Source organism: Streptomyces sp. NPDC055243 (assembly GCF_044544025.1).
Lineage (GTDB): Bacteria > Actinomycetota > Actinomycetes > Streptomycetales > Streptomycetaceae > Streptomyces.
Map to the genome: position 1 here is coordinate 75509 of NZ_JBITWR010000001.1, position 18575 is coordinate 94083.

At 71.6% G+C, this 18575-nt stretch carries 21 protein-coding genes; 9 read left to right on the forward strand and 12 right to left on the reverse strand.

The annotated features are described in order from the left end of the window. Positions 1 to 31: 31 nt before the first annotated feature. Positions 32 to 553 carry an Asp23/Gls24 family envelope stress response protein gene (locus ACIGXX_RS00390; protein WP_351157310.1) on the reverse strand — a complete coding sequence of 174 codons (522 nt, stop codon included), beginning with the start codon at positions 551 to 553 and terminating at the stop codon, positions 32 to 34. Between the two features lie 226 nt (positions 554 to 779). Between ACIGXX_RS00390 and ACIGXX_RS00395 the strand changes: the two genes are divergently transcribed. From ACIGXX_RS00395 to ACIGXX_RS00410, 4 genes are all read left to right on the forward strand, one after another. Continuing rightward, on the forward strand, positions 780 to 1367 hold the full coding sequence (locus tag ACIGXX_RS00395; protein WP_351157308.1) for an RNA polymerase sigma factor: 588 nt from the start codon (positions 780 to 782) through the stop codon (positions 1365 to 1367). Continuing rightward, complete coding sequence (locus tag ACIGXX_RS00400; RefSeq protein ID WP_351157306.1) at positions 1358 to 2020, forward strand: Asp23/Gls24 family envelope stress response protein; 663 nt, start codon at positions 1358 to 1360, stop codon at positions 2018 to 2020. The genes ACIGXX_RS00395 and ACIGXX_RS00400 overlap by 10 nt, the downstream gene beginning before the upstream one ends. Continuing rightward, positions 2017 to 2364 (forward strand): Asp23/Gls24 family envelope stress response protein, encoded by a 348-nt coding sequence (locus ACIGXX_RS00405; RefSeq protein ID WP_361473271.1) that lies wholly within the window; start codon positions 2017 to 2019, stop codon positions 2362 to 2364. The genes ACIGXX_RS00400 and ACIGXX_RS00405 overlap by 4 nt, the downstream gene beginning before the upstream one ends. A 100-nt stretch (positions 2365 to 2464) precedes the next feature. Beyond that, a complete protein-coding gene (locus ACIGXX_RS00410) occupies positions 2465 to 2968 on the forward strand; it encodes an SRPBCC family protein (protein ID WP_351157302.1) in 504 nt (167 codons plus the stop codon). A 44-nt stretch (positions 2969 to 3012) separates the two neighbouring features. Here the strand turns inward: ACIGXX_RS00410 and ACIGXX_RS00415 are convergent, their stop codons facing one another. Continuing rightward, a complete protein-coding gene (locus ACIGXX_RS00415) occupies positions 3013 to 4578 on the reverse strand; it encodes a cytosine permease (RefSeq protein ID WP_366464838.1) in 1566 nt (521 codons plus the stop codon). A gap of 153 nt (positions 4579 to 4731) precedes the next feature. Next, on the reverse strand, positions 4732 to 6207 hold the full coding sequence (locus ACIGXX_RS00420; RefSeq protein WP_399971390.1) for a UDP-N-acetylmuramoyl-L-alanyl-D-glutamate--2,6-diaminopimelate ligase: 1476 nt from the start codon (positions 6205 to 6207) through the stop codon (positions 4732 to 4734). 390 nt (positions 6208 to 6597) lie between these two features. Here ACIGXX_RS00420 and ACIGXX_RS00425 point away from each other — a divergent pair, with 390 nt between their 5' ends. The 3 genes from ACIGXX_RS00425 (at position 6598) to ACIGXX_RS00435 (ending at position 9709) form a co-directional block, all read left to right on the forward strand. Continuing rightward, entirely contained in the window at positions 6598 to 7365 is a 768-nt protein-coding gene (locus ACIGXX_RS00425) for an aminoglycoside adenylyltransferase family protein (RefSeq protein WP_399971392.1), read from the forward strand. 202 nt (positions 7366 to 7567) lie between these two features. Then, complete coding sequence (locus tag ACIGXX_RS00430; protein ID WP_383816446.1) at positions 7568 to 8305, forward strand: chitinase; 738 nt, start codon at positions 7568 to 7570, stop codon at positions 8303 to 8305. 177 nt (positions 8306 to 8482) lie between these two features. Continuing rightward, entirely contained in the window at positions 8483 to 9709 is a 1227-nt protein-coding gene (locus ACIGXX_RS00435; protein ID WP_351157290.1) for a cytochrome P450, read from the forward strand. A 42-nt stretch (positions 9710 to 9751) separates the two neighbouring features. Here ACIGXX_RS00435 and ACIGXX_RS00440 read toward each other — a convergent pair whose 3' ends face one another. The 6 genes from ACIGXX_RS00440 to ACIGXX_RS00465 form a co-directional block, all read right to left on the reverse strand. Further along, positions 9752 to 11023 carry a cytochrome P450 gene (locus ACIGXX_RS00440; RefSeq protein ID WP_399971394.1) on the reverse strand — a complete coding sequence of 424 codons (1272 nt, stop codon included), beginning with the start codon at positions 11021 to 11023 and terminating at the stop codon, positions 9752 to 9754. Beyond that, entirely contained in the window at positions 11020 to 11634 is a 615-nt protein-coding gene (locus tag ACIGXX_RS00445; protein ID WP_351157285.1) for an ATP/GTP-binding protein, read from the reverse strand. Before ACIGXX_RS00445 ends, ACIGXX_RS00440 begins: the two co-directional genes overlap by 4 nt. Then, the gene (locus ACIGXX_RS00450) at positions 11615 to 11977 is read right to left on the reverse strand and encodes a DUF742 domain-containing protein (RefSeq protein ID WP_351157282.1); all 363 of its coding nucleotides are present in this window, start codon (positions 11975 to 11977) and stop codon (positions 11615 to 11617) included. The genes ACIGXX_RS00445 and ACIGXX_RS00450 overlap by 20 nt, the downstream gene beginning before the upstream one ends. Continuing rightward, the gene (locus tag ACIGXX_RS00455) at positions 11974 to 12393 is read right to left on the reverse strand and encodes a roadblock/LC7 domain-containing protein (protein ID WP_399971397.1); all 420 of its coding nucleotides are present in this window, start codon (positions 12391 to 12393) and stop codon (positions 11974 to 11976) included. Before ACIGXX_RS00455 ends, ACIGXX_RS00450 begins: the two co-directional genes overlap by 4 nt. Before the next feature lie 115 nt (positions 12394 to 12508). Beyond that, positions 12509 to 14329, reverse strand: a complete 1821-nt coding sequence (locus ACIGXX_RS00460) for a sensor histidine kinase (RefSeq protein WP_399971399.1) — start codon at positions 14327 to 14329, stop codon at positions 12509 to 12511. A 256-nt stretch (positions 14330 to 14585) separates the two neighbouring features. Beyond that, the gene (locus ACIGXX_RS00465; RefSeq protein WP_361474513.1) at positions 14586 to 15326 is read right to left on the reverse strand and encodes a hypothetical protein; all 741 of its coding nucleotides are present in this window, start codon (positions 15324 to 15326) and stop codon (positions 14586 to 14588) included. Positions 15327 to 15497: 171 nt separating this feature from the next. Here ACIGXX_RS00465 and ACIGXX_RS00470 point away from each other — a divergent pair, with 171 nt between their 5' ends. Beyond that, complete coding sequence (locus ACIGXX_RS00470; protein WP_383816455.1) at positions 15498 to 15896, forward strand: VOC family protein; 399 nt, start codon at positions 15498 to 15500, stop codon at positions 15894 to 15896. A 9-nt stretch (positions 15897 to 15905) separates the two neighbouring features. Here ACIGXX_RS00470 and ACIGXX_RS00475 read toward each other — a convergent pair whose 3' ends face one another. The 3 genes from ACIGXX_RS00475 to ACIGXX_RS00485 form a co-directional block, all read right to left on the reverse strand. Continuing rightward, on the reverse strand, positions 15906 to 16154 hold the full coding sequence (locus ACIGXX_RS00475; RefSeq protein ID WP_351157272.1) for a hypothetical protein: 249 nt from the start codon (positions 16152 to 16154) through the stop codon (positions 15906 to 15908). A 105-nt stretch (positions 16155 to 16259) separates the two neighbouring features. Beyond that, a complete protein-coding gene (locus tag ACIGXX_RS00480) occupies positions 16260 to 17528 on the reverse strand; it encodes an MFS transporter (protein WP_366464844.1) in 1269 nt (422 codons plus the stop codon). Further along, positions 17525 to 18016 carry a GNAT family N-acetyltransferase gene (locus ACIGXX_RS00485; protein WP_399971402.1) on the reverse strand — a complete coding sequence of 164 codons (492 nt, stop codon included), beginning with the start codon at positions 18014 to 18016 and terminating at the stop codon, positions 17525 to 17527. The genes ACIGXX_RS00480 and ACIGXX_RS00485 overlap by 4 nt, the downstream gene beginning before the upstream one ends. A gap of 26 nt (positions 18017 to 18042) precedes the next feature. Here ACIGXX_RS00485 and ACIGXX_RS00490 point away from each other — a divergent pair, with 26 nt between their 5' ends. Continuing rightward, positions 18043 to 18573 (forward strand): CGNR zinc finger domain-containing protein, encoded by a 531-nt coding sequence (locus tag ACIGXX_RS00490; RefSeq protein ID WP_351157264.1) that lies wholly within the window; start codon positions 18043 to 18045, stop codon positions 18571 to 18573. Positions 18574 to 18575 lie beyond the last annotated feature (2 nt).

An 18575-nucleotide genomic window follows, 5' to 3' on the forward strand; every position in this document is an offset into this window, starting at 1 on the left:
GACCGGAAGGTGGCCCGCGTGGGGCTGGGCGCTACTCGACGCGCGTCTCGCCGCCGGAGTCCCCGCTGTCGTCGTCGGGCAGGTGGACGTCGTTGACGGCGACGTTCACCTCGACCACCTCGAGGCCGGTGATGCGCTCCACCGCCGAGATGACGTTCTCGCGCACGTCGTGGGCGACGTCCGTGATGGGCACGCCGTACTCGACGACGATGTCGAGGTCGATCGCCGTCTGCCGCTCGCCGACCTCGACCTTCACTCCGCGGCCGACATTGGGGCGCCCGCCGGGGACACGGTCGCGTACGGCGCCGATGGTGCGGGACAGGCCGCCGCCCATGTCGTACACGCCGGGAATCTCGCGGGTCGCCATTCCGGCGATCTTCACGACCACGACATCGGCGATGGACGTCTTGCCCCGCGTCGCAGCGGGCTCGGTCGCGCCCGTGCTGCCGGTGACGGTGGTGGCTCCCAGGGTGCTCTTCTGGGACCCGCCGGTGAGGTTCTTCTCGGTGCTGCCTGATACGGCAGTGTTCGACGTGAGGTCCTGCGTCGCCATGGTGGCATCTCCTAGTCGTCGTCAGGGATTTCTCGGTGACTGTGCTGCCGGTGCCGGACCGTGTGAAGGCTTGTTCCGGCTCTTCTCCTGCTCCGACCCGGGTGCCGTATGTCTGTTACGCGCCTCGCGGGAATTTCTTCCGGCGGCATGTAGCGTTCCTGGGCCGCGTAACGCGGAGTGCCTTTCGTGTGTCGTAGGAGCACGACCGAAGTGAGAGGAGCCGCGTGTGCCGGGCGACCGGGGCGGAACACCCGAGGAAGCGGACGCTTCGTCGAGACGTGAGGACGGACTGCTCGCGGTGCGGGCGGCCGAGGGTGACGAGGAGGCCTTCGAGGCGCTCGTGCACCGCCACGCCCCCATGGCGCTGCGGCTGGCCACGCGCCTGCTCGGCAGCCGTCCGGAGGCGGAGGACGCCGTGCAGGACTCCTTCGTCAGCGCCTGGCGCAAGCTGCCGGAGTTCCGCGGAGACGCCCAGTTCGGTACGTGGATCTACCGCATCGTCACCAACCGCTGCCTGAACCTCCTGCGTACGCGGCGGCCGGTGGTGGCGCTGGACAGCCTGCCCGAGCCGTCCGCGCCGGAGCACGAGGTCTCGCCCGCGCGGGCGGCCGAGGGGCACGCCGCCGTGGCGGACCTGGCGCGGGCGATGGAAGGGCTCTCGCCGGAGCAGCGGGTGTGCTGGGTGCTGCGTGAGCTGGACGGCGCACCCTACGAGTCCATCGCCGAGACGGTCGGTATCAGTCCGGAGGCGGTCCGCGGCCGGGTCTTCAGGGCGCGGCGCTATCTGACGGAGGCGATGGCGGCATGGCGATGAACGGGGAATCCGTACCGGACGACGAGCGGGAGGCGGGCTTCGGAGTGCTGCCTGAGGACGAACTGCTGCCCTGCGGGCGCGCGTTGTCACACGTGTGGGAACAGGGGGAGGCGGGCGTGCCCGACCCCCACGCCGACAGCTGCCCGCACTGCCGGCAGGCCCTGGACGCCTTGCGGCACCTGGAGGGGATCGTCACACAGACGCGCGACACGGCGCCCCAGGAGCCGGACACCTCCGCGCTCACCGGCCGTGTCATGGACGTGGTGCGCCTGGAGCTGCGGCCGGGCCGGACGCTGCCGCTGGGCGACGAGGACGAGGACGCGTGGATCGTGGAGGCCGCCGCGGCCCGCACGGTGCGGGCGGCGGCCGAGTCGCTGCCGGGAGTGCGCGCGGGCAGCTGCCGCATCGATCCGCTGGAGGACGAGGCGTCCCCGGCGCCTGCGGGGCGCCTGGCACGAGGGCCGGTCAGGGTCCGCGTCGACGTCCAGGTCCCGCTCGCGTGGCACCTGCCGGAGGTCGCCGACCGGGTGCGGGACCGGGTCCTCGACGCGGCGGACGGTGAGCTGGGCATGCGGATCGCGGCCGTCGACGTGACGATCACCGATGTCATCGACGACGACAGTGACGACAGTGAGGAAGGGCGGCAGCGGTGAGCGATCGAGACGTTTCCCGCGTACTGGCGGACGCCGTCATAGAGGCGGTCCTCGACACCCCGGGGGTGGCCTTCCTGCGGCCGGGGCTCGCGGATCTGCTGCGTACCTCGGCCTTGCTCAGACGGGGGCTTCCCAGTACTCCGGCGGGCTCCGCCGGTGTGCAGGTGCGGCGGCCGAAGGACACCCAGGGCTGGAGCGTGGAGGTGTTCGTCGTCCTGCACCGGGGGCGGCGGGCCCTGGACGTGACGCGCGAGGTGCGCGCGGCCACGGCGAAGGCCTTCGAGCGGGTGACCGGGGAGCAGACCGCGCCCGGCATCGCCGTCACGGTCACCGGGCTGGTCTGAGGCGCCCTGTCGGTGGCGTGCACGGCAATCTGGGGCGGGGGAGGGGGCTGACATTCAAGCTACTGGTGAGTAAGGTCGCGGGTCGAGGATCGGAGTGGTCATGACCCGCACGTTCACAGTGTCCCGCAGCATCCTGGTCCAAGCGTCACCGCAGTCGGTGTACGAGCAGGTCAGCAGGCCCGATCTGATGGGGCGGTGGAGCCCCGAGAACCTGGGGGCGACCGTGCCCGGGGGCGAGGTGCCCGCCCACGTCGGCCTGGCCTTCGACGGGCACAACAAGCGCGGCCCGTTCCGCTGGACCACGCGCTGCACGGTGACCAAGGCCGAGCCGGGCCTGCGCTTCGCCTTCCGCGTGCACGCGATCGGGCTCAAGCGCCCCCGGCTGCGCGCCCCGATCGCCACCTGGGAGTACCGGTTCGAGGACAGCGACGGCGCCACCAAGGTGACCGAGACCTGGACGGACGACCGGCGCTCGTGGCCCACCTTCGTGGCCAACGCCTTCGACCGTCTTGCCACGGGCGGCAAGACCTTCGCGGTCTTTCAGGTCGGCAACATCGACCGGACGCTGAAGAACCTCAAGCGGGAGCTGGAGACGGCCCGCTGAGCCCGGCGGCGCGCCGCCCCCTAGAGAGGGCGGCGCGCCGGGGGCTATGCCTGCGCCTTCGCGGCGGCCTCTTCGCGGCCGCCGCCCGGCGGGCCGGTGATCGGGGCGATCGGGGTGTCGGCCGCGCGCACCCAGCGCGGCCCCTCGGGCCCGTACACCCCGCGCGGCTCCGGGAAGGCCGCGAGCAGGGCGAGGTGGACGACTGCCGCCACGGCCGCCCCCAGCGGGAGGCTGATGTCGGCGCCGTCCGCGAGGTCGCCGAGCGGCCCGACGAACTGTCCGGGGATGTTGGTGAACAGCACGCCGGTCACCGCACCGGTCCACCAGGCCGCCATGCCCCGCCAGTTCCAGCCACGGGCGAACCAGTAGCGGCCGCCGTGCTGGCGGCGCGTGAAGACCTGTAGCGCCTCGGGGTCGTACCAGCCGCGCCGGGTGACGTAGCCGAGCATCATGACGATCATCCACGGCACGGTGCAGGTGATGATCATCGTGGCGAAGGTGGAGATCGCCTGGACCAGGTTGAAGCCGAACCGGCCCACGAAGATGAACGTGATGGACAGGACGCCGATCAGGACGGTGGCCTGGACGCGGCCGAGCCGCGGGAAGACCGAGGAGAAGTCCAGGCCGGTGCCGTACAGCGCGGTGGTCCCGGTCGACATGCCGCCGATCAGCGCGATCAGGCAGACCGGCAGGAAGTACCAGCCGGGCGCGATCGCGAGCAGCCCGCCGACGAAGTTCGGGGCGGCCGGGTCCATGTACTTCGGTGCCTGCTCGGCGATGATCGCCGCCGTCGCCAGGCCGAAGCCGAACGGCAGCACGGTGGCGATCTGGGAGAGGAAGGCCGCGCCCATCACCTTGCGGCGGGGCGTGTGGGCCGGGATGTAGCGCGCCCAGTCACCCAGGAAGGCGCCGAAGGAGACCGGGTTGGACAGCACGATCAGCGCGGCGCCGATGAAGGACGGCCAGAACAGGTCCTGGGTGGCCCGGTCGGCGTCCGGCGTGAAGATCCCGGCGTACGAGGGATCGAAGTCCCCCGCGAAGGCGGCAAGGCCCAGGACGAACAGCAGGGTCGCCGCCACGACCGCGATCTTGTTGACGAGCAGCATGAAGCGGAAGCCGTAGACACACACGGCGAGCACCAGCGCGGCGAACACGGCGTACGCGCAGCCGTAGGCCACATCGCTCTCCGGCACGCCGAGGAGCCGGTGCGCCCCGCCGATGAGGGCATCGCCGGAGCTCCACACCGACAGGGAGAAGAACGCCACGGCGGTCAGCAGGGAGAGGAAGGAGCCGACGATCCTGCCGTGCACGCCCAGGTGCGCCGACGACGAGACGGCGTTGTTCGTGCCGTTGCGCGGCCCGAACACCGCCATCGGGGCGAGCAGCAGCGCTCCGACGAGCAGCCCGATGAGCATCGCCGCGAGCCCCTGCCAGAAGGAGAGGCCGAAGAGGATCGGGAACGCGCCGAGCACGCAGGTGGCGAACGTGTTGGCGCCGCCGAACGCGAGCCGGAACAGGTCGAGCGGCCCGGCCGTGCGGTCCGCGTCCGGGATGCGTTCGACTCCGTGCGTCTCGACCTCGGTGACGGACGGCGATGACTCCTTGGGCACAGGCAGCTCCCTGGGTGTAGGCACCACGACGTACGCGGTGGTGGGGGAAATGCAGGGACCGTAGACGCCGTTCGCCCCACCGCGCCAGTGCCCGATTCGCACCGCGCACGGCGAGGCGATGGACGAATCGCACACTCACCCGCGTGATCGTCCCTACAGCGCGTCGAGTTCGCGCACCACCGTCATGTCGTCGAAGGCGATGAGCCGGTCGCCGACGATCTGGTACGGCTCGCTGCCCTTGCCCGCGACGAGGACGATGTCGCCCTCCTGCGCGGCGGACAGCGCGTGCGCGATCGCCGAGCGGCGGTCGGCCACCCGCTCGAAGGGCGTCCCGGTGGACGTCAGACCGGGCACGATCTGGTCCAGGATGGTCTCGGGGTCTTCGTTGCGGGGGTTGTCCGACGTGAGGACGCACAGGTCGGAGAAGCGGCCCGCGATCTCGCCCATCAGCGCGCGCTTGGTGATGTCCCGGTCGCCGCCGCAGCCGAAGACGGTGATCACCGATCCGGTGGCGAAGCCGCGGACCGTGGCGAGGACCTTCTCCAGCGAGTCGGGCGAGTGCGCGTAGTCGACGATGACGCAGACGCCCTGCGCGGTGGTGAAGCGCTCCAGGCGGCCCGGTGTGGGCGGCATCCGGTCCAGGGCCTCGACCAGCGCGGGCAGTTCGTGCCCCAGCAGATGGCACGCGGCCAGGGTGGCCAGCGCGTTGGACACCGAGAAGCGGCCCGGTATCGGGATCGCGGCGGGGTACTTGCGGCCGTCGTGGTGGAGCGTGAAGCGGGTGCCTCCGGCGTCCACGACCAGGTCGCTGGCGCGGTAGTCGGCCTCCGGCGCGTCGATGCCGTAGGTGGTCACCGCGCCCGGCATCAGGGCCTGTATCTCGGCGCCGACGGGGTCGTCGGCGTTGACCACCGCGCGCTCGCACAGCCCCGCGAACAGGCGCAGCTTGGCGTTCTTGTAGTGCTCCATGGTGCCGTGGTCGTCCAGGTGGTCCTGCGTCAGATTGGTGAAGACGCCGACGGAGACGGGCACATGGTCCAGGCGCTGCTGGAGCAGACCCATGGACGTGGCCTCGAGCACCACGCTGCTGGTGCCCCGGTCGCGCATGTGGCCGAGGAGGTACTGCAGGTCCGGCGACTCGGGGGTGCTCAGGACCGACCGCGGCATCGGGATCGGCTCTATGCCGATCCGGCTGCCCGAGGTGCCGATCACGCCCACCTTCGCGCCCGCGGCCAGCCTGAGCGCCGACTCGATCATGTACGAGACGGAGGTCTTGCCGTTCGTGCCCGTGATCGCCACGACGTTCATCGCGCGGCCCGGATCGCCGTAGTAGCGCGAGGCGACGAGCGAGGCGGCCGCGCGCGCGTCGGCCACCCGCACCACGCACACCCGCCCGGCAGCGGCCTCGCCGGGCAGCGCGTCGCCCTCGGCGAGGACCGCCACCGCCCCTCGTTCCAGTGCCCGGCTGATGCCCCCGGGCCCGCCCTCCTCATGGCCGGGTACGGCGACGTACAGCGATCCGGACGTCACTTGTCCGGCATCGAAGGTCACTCCCGCGGTGACCGGGACATCCGGGTCCCCGTGCAGAACGTGGTGGTCGTACCCGTCGAGCAGTGCACTGAGCTTCACAACAGTCCCCTCGAAGGCGGCTCACGGCACACCGCGCACGCCCGGTCTGAGGGGCGAGGGCGACGACGAGCCGGAGTCCGCGGTGAAACGCGTAAGGCGAGCGGGGCCCCACAGGGGGATATCTGCGTGCGGGCCGAAGGGCCAAGGCGGCCGAGGAACGCTACCCGTGCGCCGCACGACCGGTCGCTGAGGACCGGATCCGGGTCGTGGAGGGCTGAGCACGGGTGGCCGGGCGGAGCAGGGACCTGCCCGACACCGCTTCAGTGTACGTCCGCGAACGCTCGCGGCAGACGTGTCGGAAACTCGCTGGTCCCGCGGGGGTGGCGGTTCCTACGATCATGACCGGTTCATCCCCCGCTGCCGCACATCTCCCCAGGAGGAAGGGCTTCAGTGACCCAGACCGAGGACACCGTGCACCTGGTCCGCGAGACGCTCGGCGCGGACGTCGTCGGCATCTATCTGTACGGTTCCGCCGTGCTCGGCGGATTGCGGCCGCACAGCGACATCGACGTGTTCGCCGTCGTGGAACGGCCCGTGCCGGCCGGGCGGCGCGGACGGCTCGTCGAGGGGCTCCTCGCCCTGTCCGTCCACCCGGCCCGGGGAGATGCGGCGCGCCCCGTCGAGCTGACGATCGTCGTCCGGAGCGAGGTCAGGCCCTGGAGCTACCCGCCGCGCCGCGAGTTCCAGTACGGGGAGTGGCTGCGGGAGGAGTACGAGCGCGGGCTGCTGCCGTCGCCGGTGCTCAGCCCCGATCTCGCGCCCTTGATCGCGATGGTGCTGCTCGCGGACACCCCGCTGGCCGGGCCGCCGCCGGGACAGGTGCTGGTTCCCGTACCGCCCGATGATCTGGCGCGCGCGATCGTCGCCGGGGTGCCGGATCTGCTGGCCGACCTGGCGTCGGACACGCGCAACGCCGTCCTGACGCTGGCCCGGATCTGGATGACGCTGGCGACCGGGGCCCTGACGTCCAAGGACGCCGCGGCCGACTGGGCTCTGCCCCGGCTCCCGGCGGCCCACCGGCCCGTGCTCGCCCACGCGCGGGCCGTGTACGTCGCGGGGGAGGAGGAACACTGGGGCGACATCCGGCCGTTGGTGGGGCCGTACGCCGCCTATGTCGCCGAAGCGATCGAGGTTCTCGCCGCGGAGAGCATGGCCTGAGACGCCTCGCGGCACCTCTCAACTGCCGTTATCCGACGACCTCTTGACGTGAATGCGTCACTCGGTATGGTCTAGTCCAACGGCGGGAGGTATTCCGGATATCCGCGGCCCCGGTGTGTCCGGCGTCCTTCCCGACCGCACATCCCCCCACCGCCCGGCGGTCGGTCGCGCATGCGCCGGCCCGCCCAAGGAGTGATCTCCCATGCGTCTTCGTGTCCTTGCCGCGCTGACCGCGACCGCGTCCGCCGCCGCGCTCACCCTGCTGACCCTCGCGCCCAACGCCTCCGCGGAGAAGGCGGCGCCGGACAAGCGGGCCGCGGCGGAATTCCTCGTCAGCGAGGCCCAGTTCAACCAGATGTTCCCGAACCGGAACTCCTTCTACACCTACGGCGGTCTCACGGCGGCGCTCAGTGCCTACCCCGAGTTCACCGGGACCGGCAGCGACACCGTGCGCAAGCAGGAGGCCGCCGCCTTCCTGGCCAATGTCAGCCACGAGACCGGCGGCCTGGTCCACGTCGTCGAGCAGAACACCGCGAACTACCCGCACTACTGCGACAGCTCCCAGCCCTACGGCTGTCCGGCGGGCAACGACAAGTACTACGGCCGCGGCCCGATCCAGCTCAGCTGGAACTTCAACTACAAGGCGGCGGGCGACGCCCTGAACATCGACCTCCTGAACAACCCCGACCTCGTGCAGACCGATCCGGCCGTGGCGTGGAAGACCGGCCTCTGGTACTGGAACACGCAGAACGGCCCGGGGACCATGACGCCCCACAGCGCCATGGTCAACAGCAAGGGCTTCGGCGAGACGATCCGCAGCATCAACGGCAGCCTGGAATGCGACGGGAAGAACCCGGAGCAGGTGCAGAGCCGGATCAACAACTACACCCGGTTCACCGGGATCCTCGGCGTCGCCCCGGGCGACAAGCTCAGCTGCTGAGGCTTCCGGCGGCGGAGTGTCGCTGCCCCCCTCGCCCCGCCGGTTCGACCGGCGGGGCGAGGGGTGATTTTCAGCCAACATTAGTGTAGCGCTCAACAGTCGGCCGGGAGGGGCTGGTTGGCTCCGTAAGTGATCAATAGCCTGGTGCGCGTTGCTTGTTTCTGACATAGGAGCTCCATGTCCACTGCGCAGCAGGCCCCCGACATCCTCTCGCCCGAGTTCGCCCAGAACCCGTACCCGGCCTATCAGGCGATGCGGAAGAACGCGCCGCTCTTCTGGCACGAGGCGACGCAGAGCTGGATCATCTCGCGGTACGAGGACGTCGAGCGCGTGTTCAAGGACAAGAGCTCCCAGTTCACCACCGACAACTACGACTGGCAGATCGAGCCCGTCCACGGCAAGACGATCCTTCAGCTCAGCGGCCGGGAACACGCCGTGCGGCGCGCGCTCGTGGCCCCGGCGTTCCGCGGCAGGGACCTCCAGGACAAGTTCCTGCCCGTCATCGAGCGAAACTCCCGCGAACTCATCGACACCTTCCGGCACACCGGCAGCGTGGACCTGGTCGCGGACTACGCCACCCGCTTCCCGGTGAACGTGATCGCCGACATGCTCGGCCTGGACAAGTCCGACCACGCGCGCTTCCACGGCTGGTACACCACCGTCATCGCCTTCCTCGGCAACCTGTCGGGCGACGCCGAGGTCGCCGCGGCCGGTGAGCGCACCCGGGTCGAGTTCGCCGACTACATGATCCCGATCATCCGCGAGCGCCGGGACAACCTGGGCGACGACCTGCTCTCCGCGCTGTGCGCCGCCGAGGTCGACGGCGTCAGCATGAGCGACGAGGACATCAAGGCCTTCTGCAGCCTGCTGCTCGCGGCGGGCGGCGAGACCACCGACAAGGCGATCGCCAGCATCTTCGCCAACCTCCTGATGAACCCCGAGCAGCTCGAAGCCGTCCGGCAGGACCGCACCCTGATCGCCCGCGCCTTCGCCGAGACCCTGCGCCACACGCCGCCCGTCCACATGATCATGCGGCAGTCGGCGACCGAGGTGGAGGTCACCGGCGGCACCATCCCCGCCGGTGCCACCGTCACCTGCCTGATCGGCTCGGCCAACCGCGACGAGCGGCGCTACCGCGAGCCCGACCGCTTCGACATCTTCCGGGACGACCTGACCACGACGACCGCGTTCTCCGCCGCCGCCGACCACCTGTCCTTCGCCCTCGGCCGGCACTTCTGTGTGGGCGCCCTGCTGGCCAAGGCCGAGGTGGAGATCGGGGTGGACCAGCTCCTCGACGCGATGCCCGACGTACGGCTCGCCGAGGGCTTCGACCCCGTCGAGCAGGGGGTGTTCACCCGCGGCCCGCAGTCGCTGCCGGTGCGGTTCACCCCCGTCACCGCCTGACCCCACCGGGGCGCCGCCCGCCGGCGGCGCCCCGGCGCCGTCTCAGTGTGCCGCAGGCGTGAACTGCACCGGCAGCGACGTCAGGCCGCGCATCCAGATGGACGGCCGCCAGGTCAACTCGTGCGGCTCCACCGCGAGGACGAGGTCGGGCAGCCGCTCCAGGAGCGTCTCGACCGCGGTCCTGGCGATGACGTCGGCCAGCAGCGGAGCGGGGTAGGGGCAGCGGTGCTCTCCGTGGCTGAACGAGAGATGCGCCGAGTTCTCCGGGCCCACATGCGACTCGGGCCAGATCTGCGGGTCGGTGTTGGCCGCGGCCAGACCGAGCACCAGACAGTCGCCCGCCCGGATCTGCCGGCCGCCCAGCTGGGTGTCGCGCACCGCCCAGCGGCCGATGAAGTTCTGGGTCGGGGTGTCGAGCCACAACACCTCGTTGAGCGCGTCGCCCACGCTCAGGCGCCCGCCGGACACGTTCAGCGCGAACCGCTCGTCGGTCAGCATCAACCGCAGCGTGTTGCAGATCCAGTTGGCCGTCGGCTGCTGGGCCGCCGCGATGATGGAGATCAGGTCCTGGACGATCTCCTCGTCGGTGAGGCCCGCCGCGTGCTGGAGCATCCGCGAGGTGACGTCCGCGCCGGGCTTCTCCCGCTTCTCCTTGACCAGGAGCTGGATGCGCTCCGCGACGCGCGTGTACGCCGCCACGGGGTCGTCGCCCACGTGCGCGTCCAGCGAGATCCGCAGGTCGTCCACGAGTTGCTGCGTGTCCGTGCTCGCGTCCGGCATGCCGCACATCTGCACCGCGGCGATCATCGGCAGCGCGTGCGCGTACGCGTCCATCAGCTCGGCCTGGCCGCTGCCGGCGAACGCGGCGATGAGCCGGTCGGCGATCCGGGCGCTGTCCCGCGCCAGCTCGAACTGGTCGACCCCTTCGAGGGCATCCGTGATGACCCCGGCCCGCCGCCGGTGCTCCTCGCCCTCGGTGAAGAGCACCGAGGGCTGATAGCCGACGAACGGCATCAGCGGCCAGTCGGCGGGAATGTTCTCCCACTGGTTCCAGCGGCGCGAGTCACGCGCGAACAGCTCGTCGTGGCCGGTCACATAGCTGACCTCGGAGTAGCCGAGCACCAGCCACGCGGGCACGTCCCCGTCCAGGAGGACCGGCGCGACCGCGCCGTGCTCCCTGCGCAGGGCCCGGTAGAGCTGCGACGGCGTCTGCTGGTACTCGAGACCGCCCAGGCGCACCGCGCCCGCGCCCGCGTGGGCCGGGCACCCGGGCGGCGGGCTCTGCAGGTGGGGGGATCCGGTCGGCTCGGTCACGGTGTCATCTCCTGGGCCATGGCCAGTGCGTAGAGGTGGTCCACGAGGGTGATCAGGACGTCCTTGCCCGACGACCTGACCCGTGCGTCGCAGTCGATCAACGGCACATGGTCGGGCAGCGCGAGCGCCTGGCGGATCTCCTCCAGCGAGTGGGCGGAGCTGTCGTCGTCGAACCGGTTGACGGCCACCACGAACGGCGTCTTGTGGTGCTCGAGACGGTCGATGGCGTACCAGGAATCGTCCATCCGTCGCGTGTCGACCAGCACCACCGCGCCCAGCGTGCCGGAGAAGAGCCGGTCCCACAGGAACCAGAAGCGCTCCTGTCCGGGTGCGCCGAACAGATAGAGCACCACACGCTCGTTGAGGCTGATGCGCCCGAAGTCGAACGCCACCGTCGTCGTGGTCTTGGCGGCCACGTCGGCCGTCTCGTCGACGCCGATGCCGGCCTGCGTCATCACCTCTTCGGTGTTCAGCGGCCGGATCTCGCTGACCGACCGGACCAGTGTGGTCTTGCCGACCCCGAAACCGCCCACCACGACGATCTTCAGGCCGGTCTCGGCAGTGTCGGACAGGGGCGTACGGGAGGGCAGCTCAGATGTTGCGGAGCCCATGGAGCACCTCCTTGAGAAGGTCGGAATCGGGGATCGACGCGGCCGAACCGGCCGCGCGGGGATGACGGGCGGTGATCCGGCTCATCGCGAGCAGGTCACCCAGCAGGATCCGCACCACCGTGATCGGCAGCTTCATCTCCGCGGCGATCTCCACCACGGCCGTCGGATGCCGGCACAGTTCGAGGATCCGTACGTGCTCCGACTGCATCCCGGCAGTGGGCTCGCACTCGCTCACCACCAGAGTGACCAGGTCGAACGAATCGTCGTCGGCGCGGCTGCGACCACCGGTGACCGTGTACAGCCGGTCGGGATCACCGATGTCCACGGGCCTGCGTGGCGTCACGAGGAGCCGCTGCCTTCGCCCTGAGCGCGCGGTTCGGCGCGCAGATGCTCACCGATCTGCTCGACCAGTTCGGTCATCTGATGGCCCACCACTCCCGGATCGGCGTTCTCCTCGGCCACGACCGCCAGGTGCGCTCCCAGGCCGGCCTCGACGATGAAGAGCAACCCGCCGTGGAATTCGGTCATGGAGTGCCGGACGCCGCCGGTGCCGTCGCCGAACTCCATGGAGGCGCCCTGCGCCAGGGCCTGGATGCCGGAGCAGATCGCCGCCAGCTGGTCAGCCTGGTCGAGCGTCAGATGCTCGCTCCAGCACAGCTTCAGGCCGTCCCGGGAGAGCACCAGGGCGTGCCGCGTACCGGGGGTGCGCTTCAGGAGGCTCTGCAGGAGCCAGGTCAGGCTGTTGTCAGTGGTCTGCATGGTAGGCGGGGCGAGATGCGCCGGGTCTGCCGGTCACCTGCCCGTCCCTCCAATCTCACGATCTTGAGCGGGGAAGGGGGCGCCAGAGCCCGGGCGCCGTGCGGGTGGCTTCGGTCTACTCGGCGGGCGGCGGCCCGGAATCGGCGGGGGACTCGGGCGTCGCGGGGGAGCCGGGCACGTCGCCCGCCGCCCGCCGCGCACGGTGGAAGGCACCGAAACGGGAACCGGCGTCACGCGGCGCGAGACCCGCCTCACCGGAGATCGCCCCGGCACCCGACGCGGCGTCGGACGCCGCCCTGCGCTGCTGCCGCTCACGCTCGGCCTCGGCCATGGTGCGGCCGGGGGCGCGCACGGGCAGGCCGTTGGGCGTGGCCGCCGCGGGGCGGGCGTGCGCCGGGCGGGGCGTGGCGCCCGCCGGGGGCGGTACGGGGGCCACGGGCGCCTCCGGAGCGGCGGGCCGCTCGGGGGCGGCCGCGATCTCCGGGGCCATCGGCGCGGGCGCTGCCGGGGCCATCGGCGCGGGCGCTGCCGGGATCGGTGCGGGCGTCGGCTCGATGCTGCGGGGGGCGAGCTGCTGCGGAGCGGGGTCGCGCTGCTGGGCGAGGAGCTGCGGGGGCAGGAGCACCACGACGCCCGTGCCGCCGCGCGAGGAGGGACGGAAGTTGATGCTCATGGCGTACTTGGCGGCGAGGCGTCCCACCACCGCGAGGCCCAGGCGGGTGCCCTGCAGCGAGGCCAGGTCCGTCACATGCCCGGAGACCGACTCCTCCGCGCGGCGCATCGCCGCGTCGGCCATCTTCAGGCCGCTGTCCTCGATCGTCACGACGATCCCGGCGCTGCGCTCCTCGACATAGACGTGCACCTCGTCGATGGGCGGGGAGAAGTTCGCGGCGTTGTCCATGAGCTCGGCGAGCACGTGCATGACGCCCTCGGCGGCGAACCCGGCGATCGCCACGGTCGTCGAGCAGTGCAGCCGCACGCGCTGGTAGGCGGAGATGCGGCCCACCGCGCCGCGCAGGATGCTCTCCATGACGATCGGCTTGTTCCACGCGCGGCTGGAGCGGCCGCCCATCAGCAGGGCCAACCGGTCGGTCATCAGGCCCAGTTGGGAGGTGCTGTGGTCGAGCCGCAGCAGATCGCCGAAGACCTCGACGCCGTGCCGCTCCTGCATGTCCCGCAGATCGGCGAGCATGCCCACGGACTTGGCCTGCACCCGGCTCAGCGCCTTGGCGGAGGCCGCCTGCGCGGCAGCGGCGCGCCGCTCGCTGTAGGCGAGTTCCCGTACGAACGACTCGGCGGGCACCCGCAGCAAGGGGTTGCGCGGCCAGTCGAGTCCGGCAAGGACGGTGTCGGCGGACGCGCCGTCCCGCAGCCGCTCGATCGCGGCGGGCAGCGTCACCACCGTCAGATGGTCCAACTCCTCGGCGGCCTGTGCCAGTTGCCCCTGCGCCTGGTCGTGCCGGGACTCGACGGCGGCGGCCTGCCGCACGGTCTCCTCCACCACGGACGCGAACATCTGGACGACCTGGCGCAGTTGCGGGGCCGACGGCGGCGCCGTCTGCGCCAGGGCCTCGCTCGCGCTCGCCCCGTCACGCAGCCGTTTCACGACGGTCGGCAGCGTGACGTTCACCAGGTGCGCGGACTCGGCGCCCTGGTGCGCCAGCTGCGCCTTGAGGGAGGCTGCCTCCGCGTGGTCCGCGGCGGCGGCCGCGCGGACCCGCTTGACGAGCAGGGAACCGGTCACGAGGGCGATCGCCAGACACAGCCAGCCGGCCGCGAGCGAAGCCGCCGTCCAGACCCGGGCGTTGTCCGGGGCCGAGAGGCTCGCGATGGCACCGGCCGCAGCGGTCACCACCAGCACGACCACAGGCACGGCCGACGCGGGCCGCCGCGCCTTCGCTATTCGGTGCGGGCTGGGAGGAGCAGGCACGGGCATTCAGCGGTCCCTCGGTCCTTGAGTGCAGGTAGGCAACGAGCCGACCGATGTACGCATCGGTCGCAGGCCCGGCGGAACACCAAAGAGGACGGTGATCTTCCGGGCCATACTCCGCGCCATGCTAGTCACCCCGCCGAGCGCGGAGGACGGAGAGGTGGAACAGACCGCGCAGAAGAGCACTTCGTCGTGTTCTCGCCCCTCGAACATGGCTCCGTGGTAGTGGAGTTCGACTTTACAACGAAGATCACGCGGTGGATCAGTCGACCGTGGACGTCTCGGCGATCTCGTACGCCTCCAGGCCCGGAGTCGCGAGGAGATCCGCGACGCAGGCCGCCGAACCGCCCACGTACGTGCTCACCAGGTCGACGTCACCGGCCACGCACCAGGCACGGTCCTCGGGCCACCACAGGTCGGGGAGCTCGGGCGCCGCCTCGTCGGGATCGCCCGCGGGCGACGCGGGCGAATCGGCGTCGGCCAGCGGCCCGGCGAGCAGGATCTCGTCGCGGCCCGGGGTGCGGAAGACAGGGAAGCCGTCCCAGTTGTAGCTGCCGTAGCCCTCCCAGAGCCCGAACCAGCAGCGGTCGGGCGTCCGGGTGTGCCGGGACAGCACGGGGATCAGGAGGCGGGCCACGTGCGCGGGGGTGGGGCCCTCGTGCGGGTGCTCGTCCCAGAGGCCGGGGACGGCCGGGGTGTCGTCGTTGCGGTAGGGGAGGCGGTCCCCGACCCCGATCAGCTCGTGCCAGCGTGTCGCCGCCGACACCGACCGGCCGTACTCCGTGGCCACGCGGTCCCACCGCACCGGCTTTGCGCCGAGCAGGGCCGGGTGCAGGATGCGCGCGTACGCCTCGAAGCCCGGCGCGCAGACACCGGCCACCGTGCCGAATCCGTCGTCGTGGGGCGGGCGTTGTTCCAGCCAGCGGGCGGGCGTGACGTCGAGTCGCTCGACACGCAGACGGCCGTAGACGGAAGGGGGCGGGTACTGGTCGACGAGGCGCATGCCCCCAGTGTCGCCTGCGCCGGGGTGCCGACCCGCCGTTGGGGGACGCCGATTGAGGCGGGTGGACCGGGGCACTCGGAGGATCACGCGGTGGCCGCGTGCGACCGCCGCCCGCTGCGGTGCCGATCGGTGCCGACAGAAGACGATGGAAAACGACAGAAGAGGGGCCCCATGGGTGTGAAGAAGACCGCGGTCATCGTCCTGGACTGCGCGAAGCCCGAGGAGCTCGCGGAGTTCTACGCGGAATTGCTCGGCGGCACGTCCGGCATGGGCGAGGACCCCGACTACATCGAGGTCTTCGGCGCCGACGGCATCCGCCTGGCAGTCCACCGGGACAACGGATACGCACCCCCGAGCTGGCCCCGGCCGGAGGACGCGCAGCAGGCGCACCTGAGGATTCTGGTGGACCGCGGCGACATGGACGAGGTCGAGCGCGAGGCCGTCGGTCTGGGCGCCCGGCCCGTGGACACCAAGGACAACTCCGGCCCCCGGGACACCCGGACCTACAGCGACCCGGCCGGCCATTCGTTCACCCTGGCCGTGGCCGCCGAGGCGCGGGTGCCCCGCTGAGCGTGCGCCTCAGCCGGAGGGCTCGTCCGGCACCGGCTGGTCCGAGAGCGCGCCCTGCGAGTGCGGTGTGCCGCGTGGCCCCGTGCCCGCCTCGTCCGTGTCCGGCACGTCGTCGTCGGCGTCCGGGGCGTTGCCGGTGGTGGCCGACTCGTCGTCCGGCTCCCAGTGGTCCTCCTCGTCCGACGCCTGCTGATCGGGCAGATCCCTCGGTACGGGCGTCTCGTCCTCGCCCCGGGTCTCGGGCTGCTCCTCGCTCACGGTGTTCCTCCAGTACTTCGTCACTGCGTCCCGCGTGGTCCCACGGCGGTTTCCGGTGCGGTGGCCCCGCTACCCGCCGTGCTCGCGGCAACACCTCGTACGGGTTCACGGTGGACCTCGGAGGCCGGGTCGGCCACAGGAGCGGGGCCGGTTGCCCGGCCGCATCCGGACCGAGACGGTCAGCGCGGCGGCGGTCGTCGCCGACAGCAGACCCCAGACGGGTACGAAGCTGTCGGCGAGGTCCTTGAGCAGGCCGAGCACGGGCGGCATCACGACGATGGCGATCTGGTTGACGGACATGGCGAGGCCGAGCGCGAACCCCGTCCGGTCCGGCGGCGCCGATTCGGTCACGTAGGTGACCCACGGGCCGTACCAGCCGAAGCCGAAGAAGCCGAGCCACACGAGCGTGCAGCAGGCGACCGCCGGTGAGCGGCCCAGCGGGGTCATCAGCACCGCCATCCCCACGAGCACGGCGGCCATGCACAGGACCAGCGCGCCGTACCGCCCGTATCTGCCGCGATCGCTCCAGGCCGCCAGAGCGATACGGCCGACGATGCCCGTGCCCTGCACCGCCACCAGGACGAGAGCCGCGGTCCCGGCACCGACGGAGGCCCTCTCGTGCAGATGCAGCACCGTCAGGATGCCGACGCCGTACTGCACCGAGATCAGGCTCGTCCCGCAGAGCAGGATGCGCCCCATGGACGGTTCGCGCAGCATCCGCAGCCGGTCGCCGAGCAGCGCTCCGAGCGAGGCGCGCGGCCCGACAGGCGGAGGAGCGGCAAGGAGGGGCGGCCTGCGGTAGAAGCCCATGAAGACGGCGGACCCCAGCAGCGCGACGAGCCCGCCGGCCACGAGCGTCGCCCGCCAGCCGAAAGCCTCCGCGACAAAGGGCAGCGCGGCCGATGCCAGCGCGGCGCCCAGCGGAAGGCCCGCCTGACGGATGCCCATCGCGAAGCCCCGCTGCGAGGTGTCGAACCAGGACGCCACCGATTTGCTGCCGCCGGGCTGAACGGTGCTGTACCCCGCGCCGACCAGCAGCAGCACCAGGAGCAGGGACAGGTACCCCGGCGCCGTGCTTCCCGCGAGCAGGCCCGCGCCGACCACCCCGGCCCCCGCCCCCACGACCCAGCGCTCGTCGCGGCGGTCGAGCAACTCACCGGCCACCAGCAGCCCGGCCAGCGGCACCAGCTGGGCCGCCGAGACCAGCAGCCCCAACTGGACCGTGCTCAGCTGAAGGTCGCGCTGGAGGTGGATGCTTATCGCCCCGATGCCCTGGACGAAGAAGCCGGCGGCGGCCTGGGTGAAGGTGGCGATGCCGAGGACGACCCAGCGGTAGCGCCAAGCGCTGTGCGCCCCCGCGCCGACGGTGGTCACGGGCGCCTGTACAGGGCCGGGTCGGGGTGGTCGACGAAGCCGAGGTCGCGGTAGAGCGGCTCGCCCTCGTGGGAGGCGTACAGGTCCACGCGGGACACCTCGCGCTCCCGGAACCAGTCGAGCAGGCCCCGCATGAGCGCCCGGCTGTGCCCGCGCCGCCGGTGTGCCGGGTCGGTGACCACGCCGATCACGAGCCCGACCCGGCCGCTGCGCAGGTGCGGCCCCGGCAGCCGCTGCTCGACCGAGCCGATGGCGCACGCGGCCAGACCCGCGTCGCCGTCCACGACGAGGATGCGCATGGCGCCCGTGGCCAACTGCTCTTTCAGGACCACGGCCAGGGCGCCCTGCCAGGAGCTGTCGCCCGACGCCGGGTTGAAGTAGTCGCCGCCGAGATGCTCGAAGAGCGAGGCCCGCAGGCGTACGAGCTCCGCGATGTCCCCCTCCGTCGCCGGGCGTATGTCGCTGCGGTGCGCGGTGCGTTGTGGCATGAAGATCAGCCTGATGTAATGGTCTTGTGCACCTCAACCCTTACGGCGAGGAGGTCGTGAACCTGGCCGCCGACCTCGCCAACCGGCGCCCGGAGACCGTCGAGGAACTCGCGGACCGCTGCCGCGCCGCCGGACTCGTGCTGGAACGGCCCGTCGTGCCGCAGGACCTCGACCGCACCCTGGACGCACTGGACGCGTGGGAGAAGGTCGTCGACGCCGCCGGCGAGGACGAACGGGCCGAGCTGCTCAACGGGATGCTGGCGGCGTCCGCCGCGCACCCGCGGATGACCGACCACGCGGGCACGGGCTGGCACCTGCACTACCGCGACGACCGGCAGCCGCTCGGCGCCCTGCTGTTCCAGCTGATCTCCGTCGGCACGGCGCTGCACCTGGCGGGGCGGGGCATGCACCGGCTGCGGCGGTGCGCCGTGACCGGGTGCGCCACGATCTTCGCCGACACCTCCCGCACCGGACGCCAGCGCTACTGCTCCCAGCGGTGCGCCAACCGCGACGCGGTCCGCAGGCACCGTGCGCGCTCCACAGGGCGAGGCGACTGAAT